The sequence below is a fragment of the Pantoea sp. SGAir0418 genome (assembly GCF_043529865.1).
The window spans coordinates 1,074,340-1,097,235 of sequence record NZ_CP027911.1 but is presented as its reverse complement, the minus strand read 5'-3'; the positions used below and the strand labels follow the sequence as shown (position 1 = coordinate 1,097,235).

Here is a 22,896-nt window from a genome sequence, read left to right as displayed (position 1 = left end):
GCGGCTTAGCCTTTGGCTTTCGATACCGCAACCATCGCCGGGCGCAGCAGGCGACCGTTGAGGGTGTAACCGCGCTGCATCACCATCAGCACATGGTTTGGCGCCACTTCTTCAGACTCCATCATCGACATCGCCTGATGCACATCCGGGTTGAACGGCACATTAGTTTCGCCCACCACTTCCACGCCGAACTTGCGCACCGCACCCAGCAGTGATTTCAGCGTCAGCTCGATGCCTTCAATCATCGAAGCCAGCTCGGTGTTCTCTTTATCCGCCACTTCCAGCGCGCGCTCCAGGCTATCAATCACCGGCAGCAGTTCGCTGGCAAACTTTTCCAGCGCAAACTTGTGCGCTTTTTCCACGTCCATTTCGGCGCGGCGACGGATATTTTCAATCTCAGCCTGCGCGCGCAGCTGGGCGTCACGCACGCCACCCTGCGCCTGCGCTAATTCCGCTTCCAGCTGGGCGATACGCTCATCACGCGGATCCACCTCAGTTGCTGTCTCCGCTTCCGGCTGCTGTTGTTCCTGTTGAATTTCGTCTGAGACTTGCTCGTTTGGGGTGTTCTGTTCTTTACTACTCATGAATTTCTCCGCGTTTTGCACATTCATCTCGCTGGTTGGCTTATTATGGGGATCAGTTTGACGGTTTCAAGTGAACCCATCACATTGCCTGGCCGTTTTGGCTTATGAGGAACACCCGCTAAATGAACAAACACTTTAACTGCATTGGGATCGTCGGCCATCCGCGCCACCCCACTGCGTTAACCACCCATGAAATGCTCTGGCGCTGGCTGACTGACAAAGGCTATGACGTGATCGTGGAACAGCAAATCGCCCGCGAGCTTAACCTGCAGGATGTGCGTACCGGCAGCCTGGCGGACATCGGCCAGTATGCCGATCTGGCGGTGGTGGTCGGCGGCGATGGCAACATGCTGGGCGCCGCGCGCGTGCTGGCTCGTTACGACATCAAGGTGATTGGCATCAACCGCGGCAATCTCGGCTTCCTGACAGATCTCGATCCGGATAACGCGCAGCAGCAGCTGGATGACGTGCTGCAAGGCGATTATTTCGTGGAAAGCCGCTTTTTGCTGGAAGCGCAGGTATGTAAAGAAGAGTGTTCGCCGCGCATCGGCAGCGCCATTAATGAAGTGGTGCTGCATCCGGGCAAAGTGGCGCACATGATTGAATTTGAAGTCTATATCGACGAAGTGTTCGCCTTTTCCCAGCGCTCGGACGGGCTGATTATCTCCACGCCAACCGGTTCAACCGCCTATTCGCTTTCGGCGGGCGGGCCGATATTAACGCCGTCACTTGATGCGATTGCGCTGGTGCCGATGTTCCCGCACACGCTGTCGGCGCGTCCGCTGGTGATCAACAGTAGCAGCACCATTCGCCTGCGTTTTTCCTCGCTGCGCAGCGACCTGGAGATCAGCTGTGATAGCCAGATCGCCCTGCCGATTCAGGAAGGGGAAGATGTGCTGATTCGCCGCAGCGCCAATCACCTCAATTTAATTCATCCAAAAAATTATAATTATTTTAATACCTTAAGCTCAAAACTCGGATGGTCAAAAAAATTATTCTGAAAAGGCCTGCCGGCTACTTTACTGGATAAAAAACCAGTTTATACTGTATGAAAAACCATATCTGTTTTTACATACAGGTGATTGTATGCTGGCACAACTGACCATCAGTAATTTTGCAATCGTTCGTGAACTGGAGATCGACTTTCATCGTGGCATGACAGCGATCACCGGCGAAACCGGCGCAGGGAAATCCATCGCGATTGATGCGCTGGGCCTGTGCCTTGGCGGCCGTGCTGAAGCAGACATGGTGCGTCAGGGGGCCAGCCGCGCGGATATCTGCGCGCGCTTCCAGCTGAAAGCGTCACCCTCTGCCCAGCGCTGGCTGGCGGAGAATCAACTCGACGACGGCAACGAATGTTTGTTGCGCCGCGTGATCAGTGCCGATGGCCGCTCACGTGGCTTTATCAACGGCACGTCCGTACCGCTGTCACAGCTGCGCGAACTCGGCCAGTTACTGATTCAAATCCACGGTCAGCATGCGCATCAGCTGCTGCTTAAAACCGATCACCAGAAACACCTGCTGGATGCCTACGCCGCGCACGACGATCGGCTGGCGGAGATGCGTCAGCATTATCAGCGCTGGCACCACAGCTGCCGCGCGCTGGCGCAGCATCAGCAGCTGTCGCAGGAGCGTGAAGCCCGCCGCGAACTGCTGCAGTATCAGCTGAAAGAACTCAACGAGTTTGCGCCGCAGCCAGGCGAGTTTGAGCAGATTGATGAAGAGTACAAGCGCCTCGCGAACAGCGGTCAGCTGCTGTCCACCAGCCAGCAGGCGCTGCAAATTCTTGCCGATAGCGATGACACCAACCTGCAAAGCCTGCTCTACAGCGCGCGTAATATGCTGAGTGAGCTGGTCTCGCTGGACGATAAAGTCAGCGGCGTATTTAACCTGCTGGAAGAAGCCGCGATTCAGTTAAGTGAAGCCAGCGATGAGCTGCGCCACTACTGTGAACGGCTCGACCTCGACCCTAATCGCCTGTACGAGCTGGAGCAGCGTCTGTCGCGGCAGATTGCGCTGGCACGCAAGCACCATGTTTCACCGGAAGCGCTGCCGGTGCTGTATCAGCAGCTGCTGGATGAAGCGGAACAGCTGTCGCAGCAGGAGAGCGATCAGGAAAGCCTGCAGAGCGACGTCGTGGCTCATCATCAGGCCGCGCTGGCCTGTGCCGAAGCCCTGCATCAGCAACGCGTCACCTCGGCGCAGGAGCTGAGCCAGCTGATTACGCAAAGCATGCGCACGCTCGCCATGCCACACGGTGAGTTTGCCATCATGCTGGAATTCAATGCCGATCAGCTGACGGCCGAAGGTGCCAGCCGTATTGATTTCCGTGTCACCACCAACCCGGGCCAGCCGCTGCAGCCGCTGGGTAAAGTGGCCTCAGGGGGTGAACTGTCACGTATTGCCCTGGCGATTCAGGTGATTACCGCACAGAAAATGGAAACTCCGGCGATGATTTTCGATGAGGTTGACGTCGGTATCAGTGGTCCGACGGCCGCTGTCGTTGGCCAGATGCTGCGCCAGTTGGGCGAATCGACTCAGGTAATGTGCGTAACTCACCTGCCGCAGGTGGCGGGCTGTGGTCATCAGCACTTCTTCGTCAGCAAAGAAACCGACGGTGCGATGACCGAAACCCACATGCAGCCGCTGGATAAGCGTGCGCGTCTGCAGGAACTGGCGCGCCTGCTTGGCGGCAGCGAAGTCACACGCAACACACTGGCGAACGCAAAAGAACTTTTAGCAGCCTGACACCGCACTTTTTTGCGGCCTGGTGGTCATATGCTTGCTCTGTAGAGGTTTCCAATAGCTCAAAGGTTTATTATCATCGGCAGTCATATCGCCATAATAAAGCCTGCCGTATGCAGAGTTCAGAATTTGATGGCAACAAAACTGCCTGATGAAAGGCGTTTGGCCCCAGAAAAGGAATGTATAGATGCGCTGTAAAACGCTGACTGCCGCGGCAGTGGTAATGTTGATGATGACCGCCGGATGTTCCACCCTTGAGCGCGTTGTGTATCGTCCGGATATCAATCAGGGGAATTACCTGGTCGCCAACGACGTTTCGAAGATTCACACCGGCATGACGCAGCAGCAGGTTGCCTACACGCTCGGTACGCCGATGATGCACGACCCGTTTGGCAGCAACGTCTGGTATTACGTGTTCCGTCAGGAGCCAGGCCATGAGAGCGTGAAGCAGCAGACGCTGACGCTGACCTTCGACAGCAACGGTACGCTGACTAACATCGACAACAAACCGCGCCTCACCGGCACTGAAGACTGAGTGAGCCGCAACAAAAAAGGCGCCTGAGCGCCTTTTTTAATGCCTGTAATTTACTTTTTCGTTGCCGCGCGCTCTGCCCGCTGCCGGCGCATCTCTTTTGGATCGGCAATCAGCGGGCGATAAATCTCTACCCGATCGCCATCCTGCAGCGTATCGCTCAGCTTGACCGGACGGCTGAAAATGCCGACCTTGTTGCTGCTCAGGTCGATATCTTTGCGCAGCGTCAGCAGTCCGGATGCCTGAATCGCCTGCTCAACCGTGGCGCCCTCTTCCAGGCTAACCTCACGCAGATACTGTTTATCCGGTAGCGCGTACACCACTTCAACGCTGATGTCAGCCACGGTAAACCTCTTTGGCGCGCTGGGTAAACGCCTGCACCATGCTGTTGGCCAGCTCTTTGAAGATGCGTCCAAACGCCATCTCGACCAGCATATTGGTGAACTCAAAGTCGAGGCTGAGCTCAACCTTGCAGGCATCGTCGCCGAGCGAGATAAATTTCCAGCCACCGGTCAGCTTGCGGAACGGCCCATCGACCAGCTGCATATGAATGCTCTGGTTATCGGTCAGGGTGTTACGCGTGGTAAAAGTTTTACTGATGCCGGCTTTGGAGACATCCACCGCGGCGGTCATCTGGTTACCGCTGTTATCCAGCACGCGGCTGCCGGTACAGCCCGGAAGAAATTCAGGATAAGCATCCACATCATTCACGAGCCGGTACATCTGCTCAGCGCTATACGGGACCAGCGCTGAACGGCTAATCTGGGCCATAATGGTTCCTGTTGGTCACAAAACCGTTGAATTATACCATTTTAAGCTACTAAACAAAAATTCACGCCTTTGCCAGCTGTGCTAAAATAGTGTGTTTTTTACCGCCCCGCAGGACAGGGGATGCGCCCACAGACTGAGTGATGTAGACTACGCCGCACTATGACAAAGAAAAAAGCTCACAAACCCGGTTCAGCCACTATTGCCCTCAACAAACGCGCCCGCCATGAATACTTCATTGAAGAAGAGTTCGAGGCCGGCATGGCGTTGCAAGGATGGGAAGTCAAATCACTGCGCGCCGGTAAAGCCAACATCAGCGACAGCTATATTTTGCTGCGCGATGGCGAAGCCTATCTGTTCGGTTCCACTTTTCAGCCGCTGGCGGTGGCATCAAGCCACGTGGTGTGTGATCCCACGCGTAACCGCAAACTGCTGTTGAACCAGCGCGAACTGGACTCCCTGTACGGTCGTGTTAACCGCGAAGGTTACACCGTGGTTGCGCTGTCGCTGTACTGGAAAAACGCCTGGGCCAAGCTGAAGATTGGGGTGGCACGCGGTAAGAAAGAACACGACAAGCGCGCGGACATTAAAGATCGCGAGTGGAAGATGGACAAAGCACGAATTATGAAGAATGCCAGCCGTTAACCACTGGAATCTTTTATAATTTTTTGCTAGAGTAAGAAGTCTTGGGGCTGATTCTGGATTCGACGGGATTCGCGAAACCCAAGGTGCATGCCGAGGTGCGGTAGGCCTCGCTAAAAAACCGCAAAAAAATAGTCGCAAACGACGAAAACTACGCTTTAGCAGCTTAATAACCTGCTTAGAGCCCTCTCTCCCTAGCCTCCGCTCTTAGGACGGGGATCAAGAGAGGTCAAACCTAAAAGAGATCGCGTGGATGCCCTGCCTGGGGTTGAAGCGTTAAAACTAATCAGGCTAGTTTGTTAGTGGCGTGTCTGTCCGCAGCTGGCAAGCGAATGTAAAGACCAGACTAAGCATGTAGTACCGAGGATGTAGGAATTTCGGACGCGGGTTCAACTCCCGCCAGCTCCACCAAAATTCTTCAAAGATGGTTCCAGTGCCATCCGCAGAAGTCCTGAAAGCCCGCACGGCACAAGCCCTGCGGGCTTTTTTGTGTCTGTAACCTTCCAAGATGATCCGCCTGAATCCAGAGATAATTGGTACACGTTTAGGTACACGCTATAATGTGGGCCAAAAACGTGTACCAATTATGGACGGAAACCAGTCATGGCGCGGATGACACGCCCCCTCACCAATAACGAAATCCTCAAAGCTAAGCCTCAAGAGAAAGACTTCACACTGCATGATGGTGACGGCCTTTTCCTGCTCATTAAAACGTCGGGTAAGAAACTATGGCGTTTTCGCTACCAGCGGCCAGTAAGTAGCAGCCGTACAAATCTTAGTCTTGGCTCATACCCTGCATTAACGCTTGCGGGCGCAAGGCAAATGCGTGACCACTATCTTTCGCTGCTCGCACAAGGGATCGACCCGCAGAAGCAGCAAGAGGAAGTATCAGAGCAACGGCAAATTGAACTGGATAGTATTTTTTCAATTGTTGCCGGAAGGTGGTTTCAGCTTAAGAGCAAAAGCGTCACCGAGGATTATGCGAAGGATATTTGGCGTTCGCTGGAGAAGGACATATTCCCTATGATTGGTGAGATTCCTGTTCAGGCACTTAAAGCCAGGACGATCGTGGAAGCATTGGAACCGATTAAAGCTCGCGGGGCGCTTGAGACAGTTCGCAGGTTAGTTCAGCGTATAAACGAGATCATGATATATGCCGTTAATACCGGCCTGATTGATGCCAATCCGGCATCAGGAGTTGGTATGGCCTTTGAGAAACCTAAAAAACAAAATATGCCAACATTGCAGCCAGAAGAATTACCAAAGTTGATGCGTTCTTTGGTTATGTCAAATTTGTCGGTTTCTACCCGCTGCCTTATTGAGTGGCAACTCCTGACCCTTGTTCGCCCTTCAGAAGCTTCTGGCGCTCGATGGGCAGAGATCGATCTCGATGCAAAGCTCTGGACAATTCCTGCAGAGCGAATGAAGGCCAAGCGTGAGCACATTGTTCCTTTATCACTTCAGGCGTTAGAGATTCTGGATATCATGAAGCCTCTCAGTGCACATCGCGAACATATTTTCCCGAGCAGAAATGCTCCAAATCAACCAATGAATAGTCAAACAGCTAATGCTGCTTTGAAGCGTATTGGATATGGTGGAAAGTTAGTTGCCCATGGATTACGTTCAATTGCAAGTACCGCAATGAATGAACATGGATTTAATGCTGATGTAATTGAGGCAGCGCTTTCTCATTCAGATAAAAATGAAGTAAGAAGGGCGTATAATCGCTCAACATATTTAAACAAAAGAATAGAATTGATGAATTGGTGGGGGGGGAAAGTCAAACCTTAGAGATTGGGACATTAGTCCCAATCTAATTTAATATTATTAAAAAAATAAAGAGGAATCTCCATAGAGAGCCAATTTATTATAAGCTACATCATGGTCATCTAAATTCTTACCCACAACCAAACAGAGCTTCCTCCCCTGAACATCTATAAGCTCATTAGCACATCCTTCAGAAAAAGATGTTGCGTCTTTTTTATTTTCGTCACAGTAAGCGAAATAACAAAAACCATAGTCTTCAAAAATTCCAGATGAATAGATAACTGAATTTACATGGCCGGGAACCTTCCAACTTCTCCTAACGTTTCTCTTCATTTCATTTATCATATCATAAATCACTGACTGCTCATTTGGATGTATATTATTTAGTAACAATGACAGTTCTAACCATCTATACGTCTTCCTCGCTTCAAGCTGTGTAATAATATCCATGAAAATTTTTCTCAATCTTGGTTTTGGTTTTGTTATTTTTACTCCATTCTCTAAAGAAATATAATAATCATCTATTTTTTGTGACATAGCAGTCAATATTAAATTATATTTTTCACCTGATCCCTCTAAGCAAAAAAGAGTCTCTAGGTAGGTTCCTAATAAATCCAGCTCATCACCAAAATAATCATATTCATTCTCTATACGTTGACGCGAGGAAATATAATGCAAAATAAATGAAGGTTTCTCCAGTATATCAACAACAGTTTCAAAGTCAGCTAAGCACATAGATGGACAAGACTCAAAATCATCTGTAAACCATCCACAATCCTTTATCTTTTGCATATGTGATTGCATCGCACCAAAACTTTCTAATGAAACCGAAATACGGATAATTTTCTTTATTTTTCTTAAACCATCGCCTAATTGCTTTGTAATATCATCTTCGACATCCAAATTTTTATTTAAAAAAATCATTCTATCTTTCAATCTTTGTGACTGTATACACGGGCTAATGATTAATTCATTAATATGTTTTTTTAATCGCTCTGGGGCCCCGCGCAGTGCTGGTTTAGATATTTTTCCTGATTTAGCTTCAAAAATAATGGCAAATGAATCTATAAGTGTCAAAATATCAGTCTCATATACCTGCTCATCCTGTGTCCACTTCAATCCATTGTATATTACTGCATCATCAAATTTTGTTCTAACAACCTCATTGATCTTATCTTCTAAATAGGCACCTTTTCTATCTGATAAAGCTACGTCAGAAAAAGTGGAGATAAGATCATCAAATATAGGAATGATAAAGCTAAAGAACACTTGAGGAATAAAGCAATAAATTTCCGCTGGCCCTTTATTTATAAGAGGCTTATACCAAACTGGATTATCAAGAGTTAAATAATCTCTATTAAGATCTTTCAGTTGCCCTTTCTCAAGAGAAAAATAAGTTTGTATACTCCTAACCTCATCTACAGAAATAGAAGTGCTAGATGATATACCTAAGTCATCAAAAACAAACAATGACTCATCGCAATTCATTAATTTAATGAATAAATAATAAATTAAAGTTTCTTTGTCTGCATCGTGAACCCCACACTCCATACGTTCCAGAAACTCACCTTCATTAGTTTCATCCAACACTGCTTTACGCAAACTTACTTTATCAAGTTTATAATATATCTGTAATTTTGAAATCCTTTCATTTATTCTAAATTCTATAGCTTCCATAAGGAATTCAAAAAATTTAATAACATTATCCACACTAAAACCAAAATTCTCTTTTAGACCATCATTAAAATGCCTGTAAAGCTCTAAAGAAATTTTCTTTACCTGAGTATAGTACCCCCAGTTTCTAACCGATGTAGTCTGTCCCTGCATTAAACTCCGCATTAGAAATGCGCTTTTTTCTTCATCAGTCTCAAGTTCAGTCCCGCCATCAAACCTCGCCAACATATTTGCTGAAAAGATATAGTCCAAACTTTTTTTAATACTAATAAAATCTTCATCAGTTGTTTTTGCTTTCGTATTAAATTCATCATTCGGTAATGTTAAGAAAAGCGCTTGTATATACTCAATGTAGAATTGGGGAATTTCAATTTCACTATCTTTTATAGATACTCCTTTTTTCTCATCCACAGGAGAAACAGAGCTTGTAACAAAACCTGCTAGCAAATGGATAGGATTCACCTTTTTAATTAAATCAAATAGATCATTTTTTAATAGTGGCAATTTCTCTTTAGCATCTAAAAAAGATGCACCCGCCATCTTTTTTATTTGCTCTCTGCTCATACTTTCAAAAGGGCTTACAATCTCAGTCAAATCACTTTGACCCTTTATTTTAAACTTTTTTCTATTAATCAATTTTTTACTAAATTCATTCTTCACCTTACAACTCCTTTAAAGAAATATAATTAAATCCTGACCACAAAAATTTCATTTTCATCTATGAAACGTATCATGAATATGATAATGATGCTTATTAATGCTGTATGTTACACACTCTACAATTTAGAAAGCCAATAAATATCCAGCGCGCAATGCTATCCCCGCCACGCCTGCCCGCTTTTTGCATCGCTTTTCATGCAGGTGCATGATGCTGCAGAGCCGCGGCCGTTATGGCCTGAATGGGAGAAAGCGGTACATGATTTTGCATGCAGATCCATGCACGCTATGCATGCACTGCTCTTTACAGAGCGGCTGGCCAAAAAAAGGGCATCAGAAAGACAAAGCATAGACACAAAAAAGCCGCTGGTTGGGCAGCGGCTGTGCGGCATTAATGAACCTGGCGGAATGCTGAGCCATAACGGCCCAGCGTCTGGCGTTCTCTCGCTGGTTCCGGTGATGGTACCGGTATTTTTTCCGGCTGTGGCGGTGCGGTAATCACTTTTGTGATGCTCTCATTCGTCTTGAAAGTACAGGAGCAGTCCAGGTTAGTGCACTGGTGATAACGCTCTTTCACCTGTTCGGACATATAGCGGCTCGATTTGGTGTGTGCCGCACTTTTGCAGTAAGGACAGTGCATCATTTCTGGCTGCCCTCCTGAAGTTTTGCACGCTGCATTCGGATTGATTCAGCCAGCTTCTGGCGGCGCATAGGATGGCGATAAAGCTCCATATCAATACCCGTCAGCGGCGGGCGATACAGACCAATATTCTCCAGTAGCGGTGCCTCTTTCATCACGCTGTCCGGCAGGGCCGCAGCCGCCTGCGTCAGTGCTTCACCAACCAGATAAGCCACGTCCTTGATCCGGTCCCGGTCGTCACCGGCAAACGTCGGGGAAATTTCTTCACGGCGGATACGCAGCTTAATGGCCCACAGCAGCGACGGGCTCACGTTACGCAGGGCTGACTGCCAGTGCGAATCCGCAAACCCGGTAAACGCCTCGCGGTGTGATTCCACGTACTCTTTGCCACTGCGGCAGCATTTCAGCATCGCCTCCTGCTTATCCAGCGCCAGCTCTTTCAGCAGCCCGCCGAACTCATCGGCTAGTTCCCGGCTGGCGATGCGCTGAGAATGTTTGGCGCGCAGCTCGTCAGTAAGGTTGCCTCGCAGGTTGCGAAAGCTCGTGCGCCAGTTACTCTCCGCTTCTTTCCCTGCCTCGATGGCCGCCTGCTGCTCTTTTTCACAGCGGGCAATATCGGCGCAGATGCCGTTATAGGCTTTCATCCTTTCGGTATGTTCAGCGCGGGCTTTCTCGAAGCGTTCCAGTGAAGTGGGTTTCTGTTCCGGAGTGGTCATGGTGGTCTCTCATCGTCTGTAAAGGATGAGGCCATTCTGTCGTGTACCACAGGACAGCGCATTTCATTGCTTTCCGCCTGTCTATGAACAGACAAGGGCTTAACCCGTGGGGGGGTGGCTCCTTAACTGATGATATTTCTTATATAACTGTTCACTGGTATTCACTGAGATAAAAAAGATAGTAAATACAGTAGCTAAGGCAGTGAACACTTTAAAATTAAGTCTTCACTCAGTATTCACGCGTCTTCACGCAACCTCAGATAAGAGCTTTTTTTCTGGCGAGCCTCTTCAGATTTTAATTCTATTAATAAAAGATTTTTAATCGCTGAAAGCTCTTAAAAGGCAAACGCTGGCAAACGTTGGCAAACAAAGGCAAACAGGAGGTAAGAGAAGTGCTTTTTGCTCATTTTTCAGCAATCATGGGGTTGTTTACTTCACCAGAAATATAACCAGAATAGGGGGTTACCTGAAGACACCACCGGAACCGGACAGCACCGGCCGGACTCATAATGAGGTAACACCATGCACGCAGTTTCATCCGTACCAGCCCCTGCCATTCCCGTAATCCGCAATGCCGTTTACCCGCGCGACCGCTTTATGCGCCTGCCGGAAGTCATTAGCACCTGCGGCCTATCACGCTCGACCATTTACGACTTGATCAGTCGGGAGCAGTTCCCCTCACAGATTTCCCTCGGCGGTAAAAACGTCGCCTGGCTGGCGTCAGAGATTGACGGCTGGATGCAGGCCCGCATTGCACAGCGCGCCGGGGGTGCAGCATGATTATGCTGAATTTCGGCACAAAAACCTTTCCGCTCACCCGCGAAGAAGTCGCCTTTGTCGCACAAAGCCTGACGGCAGCCCTTAGCTGCAGACCAGCAACCGCACTGGCCTTTACCAGCGGAATGCACGGTCACATCTCCGTTATGAGTAAAAAAGCGAAGCCTGCCAGGCAGCGGGCGAAAAAAGAGAACCGGGAATTCCGATCAAATCCGCCGCAATCCGATCACGTCCTGACCGGTTGCTGAGGAAATAACCCCGATGTTTAAAAAAAGGCTTTTCTCTGGCGAGCGGCCGTTATACAGTTTTCGTGCTGCCGCAAAATCGGCAGCCGGGCGTAGGAACCCGTGTTACTTATTGGCGACACAACACGCGCCATGCGTGTTTTTTTACGTCGTTGCCTCAGTGCGCCATTTTTCAGCGCAGCGGTTCTTATTCCGTTGCGTCGTCAAAATAATGGTGGCTCAGGCGGGGCAGCCTTCGGGCTGGCCGGTTTCCAATAAGGCCGGTATTCCTACCCCCGTCTGGGCTACCACCCATGAGCGTAGGAACTCCGGTGGTAGCAATAACCGCTACTTATTGGAGATTGTCCTCATGACAACGGCCCTTACTGCCGCTCACCCCGAATTCACCTTTATTTTTGCCGCCGTGCGCCGCACTGATGCCGCCGCTCGTCCCTGTATGCTGCGTACTGTAGCAGGCGATGAGCGCAGCGCCCGCGCCAGCCTCGCCCGCGATTACGTGCTGTCCTTTGCCGGTCGTCTGCCGGTTAAGGCGGTGGCGGCATGAACACTCTTTCTCAACACCTGAATAACCATGACACCTACCCCATTCCCCACGCTGACTATCTGCGTCTGCTGCACGCGCACACGGTCGGCGTGACCGTGCTCGATATGTTCGACTCGGTGAACTGCCTGAGTGCGCGCGGATCCGTGCCGGACGGCGCGGCGCTGGCCTCGGTCGTCGCCCTGCTCACCGACCAGCTCGGTAAAGTCGTTGAAACCTGTGAATCCCGGATGTTAGCCACGGAGGCCCGCCATGATGACCGCTAATCACTCCTGCCTGCCCGTAGAGGTACGCACCGCCGTTTACCGCCGCGCGCTGGCGCAGGGCTACCTGAATGCCTGCAAAAGCCTCGGCATCACCGTGTCAGCGACGCTCGATGAGCTTCAGATGACCATTGCCCTTGAGCTGGAAGGCTTCTATGTGCGACGCCACGGTCCTGATGCGGGCATGGAGATGGCCTGCACCATGCTGGGCGATATGGTCGAGGCTGATTTGCTGACCGCGCCGCCGCGCCTGACGCAGCTCGGCGTCACCATGATGGATGAGCTGTTCCGCAGCCAGCTTGCGACCGCCAGCCGCATCACGCTGCACTGAGGGAGAACATGCAGATGAAACATATCGTCTCTGACACCGTAAAGGCGGCCACCGGATTCTGGCCGCAGCTTCTGCCCGCACTCGGCATCAGCGTGCACGTCGGGGGGCGACACGTTGCCTGCCCTGCCTGCGGCGGTAAAGACCGCTTCCGTTTTGACAATCAGGACGGGCGCGGAACGTGGCTCTGTAACCAGTGCGGGGCCGGTGACGGCCTTAACCTGGTGGAAAAGGCGCTAAGTATCAGCGCTAAAGAGGCCGCCATGAAGGTGGCCGGAATGCTAGGCACGCTGCCGGAGTCGGCCCCGGTTATGCATGATGAAGCCGCAGACAAAAGCCGCGCGCAGGCAGACGCCGCAGCACGGGCGCAGGCACTTATCGCCGCCGCCATCAGCCGCACGGACAACGCCTACCTTTCATCGAAAGGGCTGCACGGTACGCATGCACTCACGCTTACTGATGCGCTGCGCTGTGGTGGCATCCGCTTTGCCGCCGGGGATGTGCTCATCCCACTGACCGGCGAAGACGGCACCGCCGTGAACGTGCAGCTCATCAGTGCCGCAGGCGACAAGCGCACCCTTCCCGGCGGGCAGGTTAAAGGCACGTACTGGCTGGCAGGCGAGCCGGATGGCAAAACGCTGTGGCTCACTGAAGGATATGCCACCGGCCTGACCGTGCACCGGCTGACCGGGCAGGCGGTATACGTGGCGCTGAGCGCCAACAACCTGCCCGCGCTGGCAAAGCGGCTGCGTGAGTCATACCCCGGTGCGCTGATGATGATTGCCGCCGACCGTGACGACAACGGCACCGGCCAGTTAAAGGCAGAAGAAGCGGCGAAAGCCTGTGGTGGTAAAGCCGCCCTGCCGCCAGTTGCGGGTGACTGGAACGACGTGTGGCAAATGCACGGTGATATCGCCACGCAGGCACAGCTCACCGGCTTTACGCAGCCGCAGCCGCTCAGCCCGTTTGAATCCGTCAGCGAGGCTGACCTGAAGGCCATGAGCGCCAGCCAGAAAGCCGAGTTGCTGGTCGCCCATTACGGAGAGGCGCTGGCCGTTCCGCCGGTCGGGGAGGAAATCTGCCGCTATGAGAACGGCGCATGGCAGGTGATGGAGGCGAAGACGCTGCGCCGGGAAATCGCCGCGCTGTTTCAGAAAGTACGCGCACCGTTCTCGGCCGCCGGTATCGGCAGCGTGCTGGACACGCTCAAGCTGATGGTGCCACAGATGGGTGAACCGTCCCGCCGCCTGATTGGCTTCCGCAACGGCGTGTTTGATACTGCCTCTGGCACGTTCAGCCCGCATCGCCGCGAGCACTGGCTGCGCACCGTCAATAGTGTGGACTACACCACCGCGCGTCCGGGTGAAAACCTTGCAGACCACGCCCCGGCCTTCTGGAGCTGGTTAACGCGGGCCGCCGGGCATAATCACGACAAGCAGGAGCGCATTCTCGCGGCGTTATTTATGGTGCTGGCAAACCGCTATGACTGGCAGATGTTTCTCGAAGTCACCGGCCCCGGCGGCAGCGGTAAAAGCATCATGGCCTCGATAGCCACTCTGCTTGCCGGAAAAGACAATACTACGTCAGCCACTATCGACACGCTGGAATCTTCCCGCGAGCGCGCCAGCGTGGTGGGTTTCTCTCTGATTATCCTGCCAGACCAGGAGAAATGGAGCGGCGACGGCGCGGGCATCAAGGCGATCACTGGCGGCGATGCCGTTGCAATCGACCCGAAATACCGTGACGCCTATTCAACGCACATCCCGGCGGTGATTCTGGCGGTGAATAACAATCCTATGCGCTTCAGCGATCGCAGCGGCGGCGTGTCACGTCGCCGGGTAATCCTGACGTTCCCGGAAGTGATACCGGCAAAAGAGCGCGATGCTCAGCTACTGGATAAAATCAGCACCGAACTGGCCGTAATTGTTCGTCACCTGATGCAGCGCTTCGCGTCGCCTGATGAAGCCCGCGAGCTGCTACAGGCGCAGCAGTCATCCGGCGAAGCGCTGGAGGTAAAACGACAGGCCGATCCACTGGTCGATTTCTGTGGCTATCTGATGCCGCTTAGCACACCAAACGGGCTGTTCATCGGTAACGCCAATATTCGCCCGATAAACCCGAAGCGCTATCTCTATCATGCGTATCTGTCATTTATGGAATCGCGCGGCCATCAGCACCCGCTCAGCCTAACGGCTTTCGGCCAGGCGGTGCCACAGACTCTGAAAGAGTACGAGCGCGTACTGCTCAAGCGCCGGACGAATAACGGCATACAAACTAATCTCACGCTACATGAAGACAGCGAGGCAGATTGGTTGCCCGCATGCAGTCAGTAAATCGTCGCTTCACTCAAACCGGCTCAGGCCGGTTTGTTTATTTAACGCTGAACAAATTGATATCATTATTTATGGTAGCCACAGTCAACTATGAGCACAGAATAGACTTATCCTTCAAGGATAAAAATCAAGTTATTAGTTTACCCTCTTCACTCTTCTTGATCTCAATAAATATAGTTGATATAACAGGGCCGGTAAAATCACACATCATATTTAAAGTTGTTTGGTATAAAAACCTATCTTTCCCATTTAGAAGCTCTGACACTCCATGTCTATTAATGGAGTCAAAGTACTCATCCTGAATTAAGGTTAACTGTCCAAGCCGAGTGCCGCCAGATAAACTTGATTTATAAACCCTTCGTTGACAACCATAGCCTTTCATAGTTATCGGCAAATAACAATTCAGCAAATCATATATCATTTTTGACCAAGCACAGTGAATGTCTATGCTATTACAATTTGCTAACTTTATCTCCTTACCCATACTTTTCGAAAAGATCATTCCTGAAATTATTGAATCTAAGTAATTCACGGTATCAATTAAATTTTTTGAAGAAATCGTTTGCGGCCAGCCAGTAACATAAGGGCTTACGTCAAATGATGTCTTATAATTCCATTTCTCATACTTCGGCATCATTAGATATTTCGTACAGTCTGATAGACCAAAGCTACTTCCCCCTAAAATATATTCTCCTATTTTTTGACCATATGCTCTTGTCCCAGGATACAAGGTTAAGGGTTGATTGCGATCAATTGATTCTAACAGCTTTCTTTCTTTATCTGTCGATAGACCATTAGGAAGTATATTATGTCTCTCAGAGCATTTAGCCTGCAACAAAACACCACGGAAATTTTTAGTCGTATTATTTTCGTCAATCTCATGAACAATTAACAAAAGATCTGCTAATTCACAATTTAAAGTCAACCCATCCCCGGTCATGAACTTTGCTTGTGGAGTTCCATCAACCCAAACAGATTTGGCATTAACACTTACATTTTCACTTTTCTTTGAATATGTCTCATGAACTTTCGACACAATAAAGTCTAAACTGGCAACAGAGTGAAGATTTCTCAGTCCATATCTTTCAAGAGAAGCTCGTTTCTTGTTTTTTTTATGAAGATATACTTGGTTCCATTTATCCCAGCCAAATGGTTCAATCATAATCCCGGCGCTCTAATAAATTAATATTTATGCATTTTATTTTACTAAGCCACTTTTAGCTATAGTCTATGTAATAATTTCTTTGCACAAAACTGACCAAAATACCATTCTAGATGTTTAAGAAGACAACGAGCCTATAGGCTACTAGCATGCAGTACCTGATAACATAGCGCCAATTTAAATGGATTAGGCTAATTTTTATTCATTCGGGTGAAAGTGATCATTCCTAGTGTACACTCGTGAACATTCGCCTAAAACCATTCACTATCTAACATAATGAATTTATTATAAAAAAACAGAAAGTGAACAGTGTGAATACTTTATTTAAAAATCATTTTATTTGGATTTTAGGCTGGTCGTTGGTTATCCTGGCAAAGCGGTTACGGGGTATGAGATCCAATAATTGGTACACGTTTAGGTACACGGTAAAAAGTTGAATTAGATAAAAACACCTAAATACAAGTGCTTGCGAGCTTTGTTCAGACTCCGCCAGCCCAAACAAAAGATGAGAGACGGGATTCAGATCATCCCGCTGTCAGAGGTGGCGGCCAAAGATAAGTTTCTGAACATCGATAACGTCAGCCGCGACGACATGATGGCCGTGTACCGCCGCAGATGCTGAGGATTATCCCGAATAACACCGGCGGATTCGGTGACGTTGAAAAGATCAGCCACGTGTTTGTGCGCAACGAACTGATGCCGCCGCAAAGACGCGTTGAGGGGTTAAACGACTGGCTTGGTGATGAGGTTGTAAGGTTTGCGCCTTACAACCTCGATCTGAAAGATGGCAGCTAATTCACAGCGGCAGGATTGAGTGCCTACGGATACCTTTTATTTATCAGTCCAGTGACCGGCGCGCGCAGAATCAATTAGCAGCTGAATGGTGAGCGGTTTTTCCGCCTTACCATTATCTGCCGGGAAATAACGCCCGAAATTTATTTCTTTCGGGTTGAGAGAAAATCGCTCCGCGAATGTTTCCAGCAGCTCAGCGGCGTCTTCCGGCGCCATCCTGAAATCTTTGTTCAAATCCGTTGTATGTGTCAGTGGAAAACGCTTACGCAGCCAGAAACAGTAACCGTTATATTCTTCAACCAGTGCGAATATCGCCTTTTCAGTATCATCCATCACCAGATTTTATCCTCCGCCTGGACTATCGTGTTGTAACGGTTCATCGACTCCCAGCCTATAACCCCTACGTCTGACGCCATTACAGCCCAGCCAATAACTGGCACGGTCCTGCCAGCAAAGGTGCCTGTCTTATGAGTCATTATAATTTTCATGTTAAACGGGTTTCCAACTATAGTTGGCAGCGGGGGAGGCAGTCTGTATTTTTGCAGCAACCTAATCCCTTCTCCAGCCCGCTGCAATTCCATAGGGTGTCAGATAATTCAGCGGGGAGTGTGAGCGACACTCACTATAATATTCACGCCATTCTCTGAGACTTTCCCGGCTCATCTATCAAAAACATTTCATTCAAATCGCCGCAGCATTTTCATCGCTGGCGCGAAGCGCTGCCAGATCGGCCTGCTGACCGAATATGCCCCAGTTGGCTTCTTCAATTTCCTGTATCACCACATAGACAGGAGCGACAGAAGTGCCTGACGGACGGCGATCCAGAATTGCGGTTGCTCCCTTAATCAGCTTCTTCTTTGCACCCTCATCCAGGCCACCTTTGATGACATATATCTGGAGGGACACAACCGGCAACCATGCGGGTTTGTCTCCCATAAAAACGGCATCAGAAGAGTATTCGGCAAAGTAGGTCCAGACCGTACTACGAACCAGCGGGGAATCTGGCAGCGCCTCGCAATCAAGTCCTAACTGCGTCAGATCTCTGGCAACCTGTTGACGTTCAGCCGCATCAAAAGTGCCTGCTGGCGCATGAATGATCATTTTAGGCATCAAATACCTCTCATTGCATCAGGGGAACAGGATGGATTCCGCACCGGGCGGAATCCATCATCGGGCAATTAAATTGACTGCCCACCGGAAACTTCAATGCGCTGACCGGTGACCCAGCGGTTGTCAGGGCCCAGCAGGCTGGCAATCATCGGACCGATGTCATCAGGCAGGCCCACGCGACCCAGCGCGGTCATGCCAGCAAACGCCTGGTTGTAATCGGGGATGTCACGCACCGCGCCACCCAGGAAGTCGGTCTCAATCGCTCCCGGGGCAACGGTATTCACGGTGATGCCGCGGCTGCCCAGTTCTTTCGCCATATACACGGAGAGTATTTCAACGGCGCCCTTGGCAGCCGAGTAGGCCGAGAACCCCGGGAACGACACGCGGGTCAGCCCCGAAGAGAAGTTGATGATGCGTCCGCCATCGACCAGCAGCGGCAGCAGCGACTGCGTCAGAAAAAACACCCCTTTGACGTGTACGTTAAATAACGCGTCAAACTGCTCTTCCGTGGTTGCGCTAAAGTCGGCCATTTCCCCATGCCCGGCGTTGTTGATCAGATGGTCGAACGTTTCGCGTCCCCAGTCACCTTTCAGGATATTGCGCACGGCGGCGACAAAACCCGGGAAGGACGATACGTTGCTGGTGTCCAGTTGCAGCGCAACGGCCTTTCGGCCAAGCGCCTGGATTTCATTCACCACGGCGTCCGCCGCCTCTTTACCAGTACGATAAGTCACGATGACATCACCACCATGGCGGGCAATGCTCAGTGCGGTATTACGGCCAAGACCCCGGCTGGCGCCAGTTACAAGAGAAAGGGTTGTCATGAAATATCTCCTCAGTAGTGGGAGAGTGATTCTAGCAATCGGCTGACTCTCAAAGTTGCCCAATAATTTTTAATTATTGCCTGATTATTTTTATATTTTTATTTGATGGCGTATTTACTAGAATAATTGCATCATAAATTTTTATTTTATTGCCTGATAATATGAAAAAGCATGAGCACTCGTATGAGCAACGCCCTGCAGGTGACGATGAGTTGAACCCTGCCGGGAGGATGGCGGCTTTGCTGCAGGCGGCAAGACAGTACGCTGATGAACACCACAACGGAGCGGGCGTTGCTGCAACGCCGGTGGATGGGGTGTTCATTCTGCGCGAGACCGCGCCTACCGCGTTGCAATTCGCTATCACTAAACCGCTAATCGCAATGGTGCTGCAAGGCAGTAAACGCGTGACCATGGGCAGCGATCGTTTTGATTTTGGCGCGGGGGAATCCCTGCTGATCACCATGGACGTGCCAACCGTGAGTCAGGTTATCAGCGCCAGTGCCGACACCCCTTATTATTCTCTGGTCGTGGAACTGGATGCGGCGGTGATTAGCGAACTGATTGCAAACATGGTCGGGCTGGAGGCGGCAACGGATTTGCCCGTAAGCATTGATCAGATCGAAGAAGATGTGGCAGAAGCCGCTTTGCGTCTACTGAACATGCTCCGCAGACCGCGCGCGCTCGCCGTGCTGGGCAGCCAGTTGGTGCGGGAGTTACATTACTGGCTATTGTCAGGACGACACGGCAGCGCGCTGCGCACCCTCGGCAGCACTGACAGCCATGCCCGGCGGATTGCGCGGGCAGTCGCGATCATTCGGGCTAATTATGCGCTACCGCTGCGCATGAAAACCCTCGCTGATGCCGCCGGTATGAGCCTCTCGGTGTTTCATACGCATTTCCGCCATGTCACCACGCTCACCCCGCTGCAATTCCAGAAACAACTGCGCCTGCTTGAAGCGCGGAGACTGATGCTGACGGAAGGGACAGCGATCGGTATTGCTGCTAATGCGGTGGGATATGAGAGCGTGACGCAGTTTACCCGTGAATATTCACGGCTGTTTGGTTCACCGCCAGCCCGGAATATTCGGGAAACCCGCGCACTTGAGCGTTCAGTCCTGTCGGGTGAGCCGATAAGGCAATAAATTATTCGAGTCTGTCGCTGCCGGGACGTACATCCTGGCGGGTGACATCTGATCACCCGAACGACGCTGACTGCTTTAACCTCAGTCAGCCGTAACGAACGAAAGCTTACGAAAGCGTCCTCCCTGCTGCGCACTTATGCCAGAAATGCCCACAGAAACGGTACGATTCACTTACAGTTTATTCCTAATGCCCTGCGTTGCGCTCTGTGCCACTCTTAACTACGCTCATAACACTTATGATGCTTAATGAGGGACTATATTATGAAAAAGACGATTATTGCGTTATCCGCCATTCTTCTGACTTCTACGGCGTTTGCCGCCACACACGCAACCGATGAAACCGTCGCTGACGCCAAAGCGGGCGCCAATACGGCGAAAGAGAAACTGCATCAGGCGCAGCATCAGGGTGAAGAGCAGCAGCTCAAAGCCAAACATGCTGCCGAAGGCAAAAGCGATAGCCTGACCAGCAAAGCGAGCGAAAACTCGCAGAAAGCCTGGAACAGCACCAAAGAAGGCACTGAAAAAGGTTGGGACGCCACCAAAGAAGGCGCGCAGAAAGGCTGGAATAAAACCAAAGAAGGTGCCAGCGATCTGAAGAAGAAAGTCTCTGAGTAATAGCGCTAACTATTATCCCCTAAAGGCCGCGATGCGGCCTTTTTTGTGCCTGCCAGCAACCGGATTGATACAAAACGCTGCGATCCCGCTCCTGGATTCGGGCAAATTTCTAATCAGTGATTGATTAATAAGCAGGCTGCGCGAATAGTAAGCGAACCGGCCATCGGGTGCCGGCACAAGGAGAAAGCACATGGGATATTACGTACTGAGAAAAAGTGATACAGCATTGTCGCAGAAATACTGGTTTGTGCTTAAAGCCAGCAACGGCGAAACCATCGCCACCAGCGAGATGTACAGTTCTAAACAGGCGGCGGAAAACGGCATCCGCTCGGTGCAGCAGAACGGTGCGTCGACCACCGTTCACGATGAGACCTGACTTCGCGCAGCCTGCGCAGTGATGAAAGAAGGGTTGTCACTGACCGTACAATAAGCCCTGAACCTAAAATAGCGGCGCAATGTATTACGCAATGAATCGCGCCGCTAAGCATCCCCGGCGAGCGGATGCCACGCAGTACCACAGGCACTCTGCCTGAAACGCCACCGACGCTTTGCATCGCCCGGCCTTTGCCCCTACACTTGCCGCATCGCCCTTAACCATTAATTAACTTTATGTCCGATACATTTCAACGCCAGCCGCTGCCCTTGCCGAATGGCCACAATAAAGTGCTGCTGCACTCCTGCTGCGCTCCCTGCTCGGGAGAAGTGATGGAAGCGATGCTGGCATCCGGCATCGATTACACCATCTTCTTCTACAACCCGAACATCCATCCGCTGAAAGAGTACGAGCTGCGCAAAGAGGAGAACATCCGCTTTGCCGAGCAGTTTGGCGTGCCTTTTGTTGATGCCGATTACGACAAAGACAACTGGTTTGAGCGCGCGCGTGGCATGGAGTGGGAGCCGGAGCGCGGCGTGCGCTGCACCATGTGTTTCGACATGCGCTTCGAACGCACCGCGCTGTACGCGCATGAACACGGTTTCCCGGTGATCACCAGTTCACTCGGCATTTCGCGCTGGAAGAATATGCAGCAAATCAACGACTGCGGCGTACGCGCGGCGGCGCGCTATCCGGATATGCTTTACTGGGAGTTTAACTGGCGTAAAGGTGGCGGTTCGTCGCGCATGATTGAGATCAGCAAGCGCGAGCGCTTCTATCAGCAGGAGTATTGCGGCTGCATCTATTCGCTGCGCGATACCAACCGTCACCGCGTAGCAAGCGGTCGCGAACGCATTGAAATCGGCGTGCAGTACTATTCGCCGGATGAGTAAGAAAAAAACCTGCTGGCGCTAACCAGCAGGTTAATCATTACCAGTTCAGCAGCTGGCCGCGGTAATCCACGTAATGATGGCCGCCACGCCCGCTAAACTGCTGCAGCTGCGTGACCATGCCCTGCGCACTCTCGGTAACGCTGATATCCGCGCCCTCTCCGCCCATGTCCGTTTTTACCCAGCCCGGATGCAGTGACAGCAAGGTGCTGCCCTGCTGGTGCATCTGCGTCGCCAGCGCGCGGCTCAGCATATTCAGCGCCGCTTTGCTGGCTGCGTAGAACGGCATCGCCGCGTCACGGTTCTCGTTGAGGCTGGCGAGACGCGACGTGGTCAGGCCCAGCACGCTCTGTTTATCGCGCAGCAGCGGCAGCAGGCTCTCCGCCAGGCGCACCGGCGCCACCGCATTGGTAAAGAACAGCTCGCTGAGCTGCGCATCGTCCACGTCGCGCAGCTGCGATGCGTGCGGACCGAGAATCCCGGCGTTAATCAGGATGCAATCAAAGGGTGCGTCGCCGAGCTGCCGGACCAGCGCGTCACGCTGCGCGCCATCGGTGATATCCAGCGCCAGCCACTGCAGCTGCGGATGCTGAAACGAAACCGCCGTGGAACGGTAGGTGGCGGTCACCTGCCAGCCCGCCTGCAGTAGTTGCTGCACCACGGCCAGGCCAATGCCCTTTGACGCCCCAATAATCAATGCTCGCTGTTGTTGGCTCATCTGTCTCTCGCTGGTTAGTGTGCCACGAAAAAGGGCAGGATACCCTGCCCTGTTGTCC

Annotated in this window: 26 protein-coding genes, 1 other RNA gene and 2 pseudogenes; 17 read left to right on the top strand and 12 right to left on the bottom strand. The window is 51.3% G+C overall.

The window, feature by feature from the left end:
• Positions 1-5: 5 nt before the first annotated feature.
• Positions 6-584: a nucleotide exchange factor GrpE gene (gene grpE, locus C1N84_RS04920; protein WP_058758450.1), complete on the bottom strand. Its 579-nt coding sequence runs from the start codon at positions 582-584 to the stop codon at positions 6-8.
• Between the two features lie 122 nt (positions 585-706).
• Here grpE and nadK point away from each other — a divergent pair, with 122 nt between their 5' ends.
• The 3 genes from nadK (at position 707) to bamE (ending at position 3,864) form a co-directional block, all read left to right on the top strand.
• On the top strand, positions 707-1,585 hold the full coding sequence (gene nadK / locus C1N84_RS04915; protein WP_058758272.1) for an NAD(+) kinase: 879 nt from the start codon (positions 707-709) through the stop codon (positions 1,583-1,585).
• An 85-nt stretch (positions 1,586-1,670) separates the two neighbouring features.
• Positions 1,671-3,332, top strand: coding sequence for a DNA repair protein RecN (gene recN / locus C1N84_RS04910; RefSeq protein WP_058781712.1), 1,662 nt, complete (start codon positions 1,671-1,673; stop codon positions 3,330-3,332).
• Between the two features lie 184 nt (positions 3,333-3,516).
• Positions 3,517-3,864 carry an outer membrane protein assembly factor BamE gene (gene bamE / locus C1N84_RS04905; RefSeq protein ID WP_021506509.1) on the top strand — a complete coding sequence of 116 codons (348 nt, stop codon included), beginning with the start codon at positions 3,517-3,519 and terminating at the stop codon, positions 3,862-3,864.
• 50 nt (positions 3,865-3,914) lie between these two features.
• Here bamE and C1N84_RS04900 read toward each other — a convergent pair whose 3' ends face one another.
• Entirely contained in the window at positions 3,915-4,205 is a 291-nt protein-coding gene (locus tag C1N84_RS04900; RefSeq protein WP_021506508.1) for an RnfH family protein, read from the bottom strand.
• Entirely contained in the window at positions 4,198-4,632 is a 435-nt protein-coding gene (locus C1N84_RS04895) for a type II toxin-antitoxin system RatA family toxin (RefSeq protein WP_021506507.1), read from the bottom strand. The genes C1N84_RS04900 and C1N84_RS04895 overlap by 8 nt, the downstream gene beginning before the upstream one ends.
• Positions 4,633-4,791: 159 nt before the next feature.
• On the opposite strand from C1N84_RS04895, the gene smpB reads away from it, so the two are divergent.
• From smpB to C1N84_RS04880, 3 genes are all read left to right on the top strand, one after another.
• Positions 4,792-5,274 (top strand): SsrA-binding protein SmpB, encoded by a 483-nt coding sequence (smpB, locus tag C1N84_RS04890; RefSeq protein WP_021506506.1) that lies wholly within the window; start codon positions 4,792-4,794, stop codon positions 5,272-5,274.
• A gap of 43 nt (positions 5,275-5,317) precedes the next feature.
• Positions 5,318-5,682, top strand: a transfer-messenger RNA (tmRNA) gene (ssrA, locus tag C1N84_RS04885).
• A gap of 192 nt (positions 5,683-5,874) precedes the next feature.
• A complete protein-coding gene (locus C1N84_RS04880; RefSeq protein ID WP_394541775.1) occupies positions 5,875-7,062 on the top strand; it encodes an integrase domain-containing protein in 1,188 nt (395 codons plus the stop codon).
• 36 nt (positions 7,063-7,098) lie between these two features.
• Here the strand turns inward: C1N84_RS04880 and C1N84_RS04875 are convergent, their stop codons facing one another.
• The 3 genes from C1N84_RS04875 to C1N84_RS04865 all read right to left on the bottom strand — a co-directional run bounded on the left by C1N84_RS04875 (position 7,099) and on the right by C1N84_RS04865 (position 10,725).
• Positions 7,099-9,372, bottom strand: a complete 2,274-nt coding sequence (locus C1N84_RS04875) for a hypothetical protein (protein WP_394541774.1) — start codon at positions 9,370-9,372, stop codon at positions 7,099-7,101.
• A 388-nt stretch (positions 9,373-9,760) separates the two neighbouring features.
• On the bottom strand, positions 9,761-10,012 hold the full coding sequence (locus C1N84_RS04870) for an ogr/Delta-like zinc finger family protein (protein ID WP_394541773.1): 252 nt from the start codon (positions 10,010-10,012) through the stop codon (positions 9,761-9,763).
• Entirely contained in the window at positions 10,009-10,725 is a 717-nt protein-coding gene (locus C1N84_RS04865; RefSeq protein ID WP_394541772.1) for a hypothetical protein, read from the bottom strand. The genes C1N84_RS04870 and C1N84_RS04865 overlap by 4 nt, the downstream gene beginning before the upstream one ends.
• A 522-nt stretch (positions 10,726-11,247) precedes the next feature.
• Between C1N84_RS04865 and C1N84_RS04860 the strand changes: the two genes are divergently transcribed.
• The 6 genes from C1N84_RS04860 to C1N84_RS04835 are packed head-to-tail and all read left to right on the top strand — an operon-like array spanning position 11,248 to position 15,212.
• Positions 11,248-11,505 carry a helix-turn-helix transcriptional regulator gene (locus C1N84_RS04860; RefSeq protein WP_394541771.1) on the top strand — a complete coding sequence of 86 codons (258 nt, stop codon included), beginning with the start codon at positions 11,248-11,250 and terminating at the stop codon, positions 11,503-11,505.
• Positions 11,502-11,750 (top strand): hypothetical protein, encoded by a 249-nt coding sequence (locus C1N84_RS04855; RefSeq protein WP_279768637.1) that lies wholly within the window; start codon positions 11,502-11,504, stop codon positions 11,748-11,750. Before C1N84_RS04860 ends, C1N84_RS04855 begins: the two co-directional genes overlap by 4 nt.
• Positions 11,751-11,763: 13 nt before the next feature.
• Positions 11,764-12,291 (top strand): host cell division inhibitor Icd-like protein, encoded by a 528-nt coding sequence (locus tag C1N84_RS04850; protein ID WP_394541770.1) that lies wholly within the window; start codon positions 11,764-11,766, stop codon positions 12,289-12,291.
• Positions 12,288-12,554 (top strand): hypothetical protein, encoded by a 267-nt coding sequence (locus C1N84_RS04845; protein WP_394541769.1) that lies wholly within the window; start codon positions 12,288-12,290, stop codon positions 12,552-12,554. The genes C1N84_RS04850 and C1N84_RS04845 overlap by 4 nt, the downstream gene beginning before the upstream one ends.
• Entirely contained in the window at positions 12,541-12,882 is a 342-nt protein-coding gene (locus C1N84_RS04840) for a DUF5375 family protein (protein ID WP_394541768.1), read from the top strand. The genes C1N84_RS04845 and C1N84_RS04840 overlap by 14 nt, the downstream gene beginning before the upstream one ends.
• Positions 12,883-12,896: 14 nt before the next feature.
• Positions 12,897-15,212, top strand: coding sequence for a primase-helicase zinc-binding domain-containing protein (locus tag C1N84_RS04835; RefSeq protein WP_394541844.1), 2,316 nt, complete (start codon positions 12,897-12,899; stop codon positions 15,210-15,212).
• 127 nt (positions 15,213-15,339) lie between these two features.
• Here C1N84_RS04835 and C1N84_RS04830 read toward each other — a convergent pair whose 3' ends face one another.
• The gene (locus tag C1N84_RS04830; RefSeq protein ID WP_394541767.1) at positions 15,340-16,374 is read right to left on the bottom strand and encodes a lysogenic conversion protein; all 1,035 of its coding nucleotides are present in this window, start codon (positions 16,372-16,374) and stop codon (positions 15,340-15,342) included.
• A 508-nt stretch (positions 16,375-16,882) separates the two neighbouring features.
• Between C1N84_RS04830 and C1N84_RS04825 the strand changes: the two are divergent.
• Positions 16,883-17,169: pseudogene (locus tag C1N84_RS04825) on the top strand (capsid portal protein); the annotation flags it as partial.
• A gap of 36 nt (positions 17,170-17,205) precedes the next feature.
• Here the strand turns inward: C1N84_RS04825 and C1N84_RS04820 are convergent.
• The 4 genes and pseudogenes from C1N84_RS04820 to C1N84_RS04805 all read right to left on the bottom strand — a co-directional run bounded on the left by C1N84_RS04820 (position 17,206) and on the right by C1N84_RS04805 (position 19,100).
• Positions 17,206-17,505 (bottom strand): DUF1493 family protein, encoded by a 300-nt coding sequence (locus tag C1N84_RS04820; protein WP_262265090.1) that lies wholly within the window; start codon positions 17,503-17,505, stop codon positions 17,206-17,208.
• Positions 17,499-17,717, bottom strand: a pseudogene (locus tag C1N84_RS04815) (STM2901 family protein); the annotation flags it as partial. The gene C1N84_RS04820 and the pseudogene C1N84_RS04815, both read right to left, overlap by 7 nt.
• 130 nt (positions 17,718-17,847) lie before the next feature.
• The gene (locus C1N84_RS04810) at positions 17,848-18,276 is read right to left on the bottom strand and encodes a tautomerase family protein (protein ID WP_264442147.1); all 429 of its coding nucleotides are present in this window, start codon (positions 18,274-18,276) and stop codon (positions 17,848-17,850) included.
• 68 nt (positions 18,277-18,344) lie between these two features.
• Positions 18,345-19,100 carry an SDR family NAD(P)-dependent oxidoreductase gene (locus tag C1N84_RS04805; protein ID WP_264442145.1) on the bottom strand — a complete coding sequence of 252 codons (756 nt, stop codon included), beginning with the start codon at positions 19,098-19,100 and terminating at the stop codon, positions 18,345-18,347.
• A gap of 230 nt (positions 19,101-19,330) precedes the next feature.
• Between C1N84_RS04805 and C1N84_RS04800 the strand changes: the two genes are divergently transcribed.
• The 4 genes from C1N84_RS04800 (at position 19,331) to C1N84_RS04785 (ending at position 22,123) form a co-directional block, all read left to right on the top strand.
• A complete protein-coding gene (locus tag C1N84_RS04800; protein ID WP_394541843.1) occupies positions 19,331-20,242 on the top strand; it encodes an AraC family transcriptional regulator in 912 nt (303 codons plus the stop codon).
• Positions 20,243-20,503: 261 nt separating this feature from the next.
• A complete protein-coding gene (locus tag C1N84_RS04795) occupies positions 20,504-20,857 on the top strand; it encodes a hypothetical protein (protein ID WP_021506488.1) in 354 nt (117 codons plus the stop codon).
• A 190-nt stretch (positions 20,858-21,047) separates the two neighbouring features.
• Entirely contained in the window at positions 21,048-21,233 is a 186-nt protein-coding gene (locus C1N84_RS04790) for a YegP family protein (RefSeq protein ID WP_125310779.1), read from the top strand.
• Between the two features lie 233 nt (positions 21,234-21,466).
• On the top strand, positions 21,467-22,123 hold the full coding sequence (locus C1N84_RS04785) for an epoxyqueuosine reductase QueH (protein ID WP_031279356.1): 657 nt from the start codon (positions 21,467-21,469) through the stop codon (positions 22,121-22,123).
• Positions 22,124-22,160: 37 nt separating this feature from the next.
• Here C1N84_RS04785 and C1N84_RS04780 read toward each other — a convergent pair whose 3' ends face one another.
• The gene (locus C1N84_RS04780) at positions 22,161-22,838 is read right to left on the bottom strand and encodes an SDR family oxidoreductase (protein WP_125310781.1); all 678 of its coding nucleotides are present in this window, start codon (positions 22,836-22,838) and stop codon (positions 22,161-22,163) included.
• Between the last annotated feature and the right edge of the window lie 58 nt (positions 22,839-22,896).

Bases quoted from the DNA above. Each gene is read 5' to 3' on its own strand.
- grpE (WP_058758450.1), bottom strand. From the start codon at position 584: ATGAGTAGTAAAGAACAGAACACCCCAAACGAGCAAGTCTCAGACGAA.
- nadK (WP_058758272.1), top strand. From the start codon at position 707: ATGAACAAACACTTTAACTGCATTGGGATCGTCGGCCATCCGCGCCAC.
- recN (WP_058781712.1), top strand. From the start codon at position 1,671: ATGCTGGCACAACTGACCATCAGTAATTTTGCAATCGTTCGTGAACTG.
- bamE (WP_021506509.1), top strand. From the start codon at position 3,517: ATGCGCTGTAAAACGCTGACTGCCGCGGCAGTGGTAATGTTGATGATG.
- C1N84_RS04895 (WP_021506507.1), bottom strand. From the start codon at position 4,632: ATGGCCCAGATTAGCCGTTCAGCGCTGGTCCCGTATAGCGCTGAGCAG.
- smpB (WP_021506506.1), top strand. From the start codon at position 4,792: ATGACAAAGAAAAAAGCTCACAAACCCGGTTCAGCCACTATTGCCCTC.
- C1N84_RS04880 (WP_394541775.1), top strand. From the start codon at position 5,875: ATGGCGCGGATGACACGCCCCCTCACCAATAACGAAATCCTCAAAGCT.
- C1N84_RS04870 (WP_394541773.1), bottom strand. From the start codon at position 10,012: ATGATGCACTGTCCTTACTGCAAAAGTGCGGCACACACCAAATCGAGC.
- C1N84_RS04865 (WP_394541772.1), bottom strand. From the start codon at position 10,725: ATGACCACTCCGGAACAGAAACCCACTTCACTGGAACGCTTCGAGAAA.
- C1N84_RS04860 (WP_394541771.1), top strand. From the start codon at position 11,248: ATGCACGCAGTTTCATCCGTACCAGCCCCTGCCATTCCCGTAATCCGC.
- C1N84_RS04855 (WP_279768637.1), top strand. From the start codon at position 11,502: ATGATTATGCTGAATTTCGGCACAAAAACCTTTCCGCTCACCCGCGAA.
- C1N84_RS04850 (WP_394541770.1), top strand. From the start codon at position 11,764: ATGTTTAAAAAAAGGCTTTTCTCTGGCGAGCGGCCGTTATACAGTTTT.
- C1N84_RS04845 (WP_394541769.1), top strand. From the start codon at position 12,288: ATGAACACTCTTTCTCAACACCTGAATAACCATGACACCTACCCCATT.
- C1N84_RS04840 (WP_394541768.1), top strand. From the start codon at position 12,541: ATGATGACCGCTAATCACTCCTGCCTGCCCGTAGAGGTACGCACCGCC.
- C1N84_RS04835 (WP_394541844.1), top strand. From the start codon at position 12,897: ATGAAACATATCGTCTCTGACACCGTAAAGGCGGCCACCGGATTCTGG.
- C1N84_RS04830 (WP_394541767.1), bottom strand. From the start codon at position 16,374: ATGATTGAACCATTTGGCTGGGATAAATGGAACCAAGTATATCTTCAT.
- C1N84_RS04810 (WP_264442147.1), bottom strand. From the start codon at position 18,276: ATGCCTAAAATGATCATTCATGCGCCAGCAGGCACTTTTGATGCGGCT.
- C1N84_RS04805 (WP_264442145.1), bottom strand. From the start codon at position 19,100: ATGACAACCCTTTCTCTTGTAACTGGCGCCAGCCGGGGTCTTGGCCGT.
- C1N84_RS04800 (WP_394541843.1), top strand. From the start codon at position 19,331: ATGGCGGCTTTGCTGCAGGCGGCAAGACAGTACGCTGATGAACACCAC.
- C1N84_RS04795 (WP_021506488.1), top strand. From the start codon at position 20,504: ATGAAAAAGACGATTATTGCGTTATCCGCCATTCTTCTGACTTCTACG.
- C1N84_RS04790 (WP_125310779.1), top strand. From the start codon at position 21,048: ATGGGATATTACGTACTGAGAAAAAGTGATACAGCATTGTCGCAGAAA.
- C1N84_RS04785 (WP_031279356.1), top strand. From the start codon at position 21,467: ATGTCCGATACATTTCAACGCCAGCCGCTGCCCTTGCCGAATGGCCAC.
- C1N84_RS04780 (WP_125310781.1), bottom strand. From the start codon at position 22,838: ATGAGCCAACAACAGCGAGCATTGATTATTGGGGCGTCAAAGGGCATT.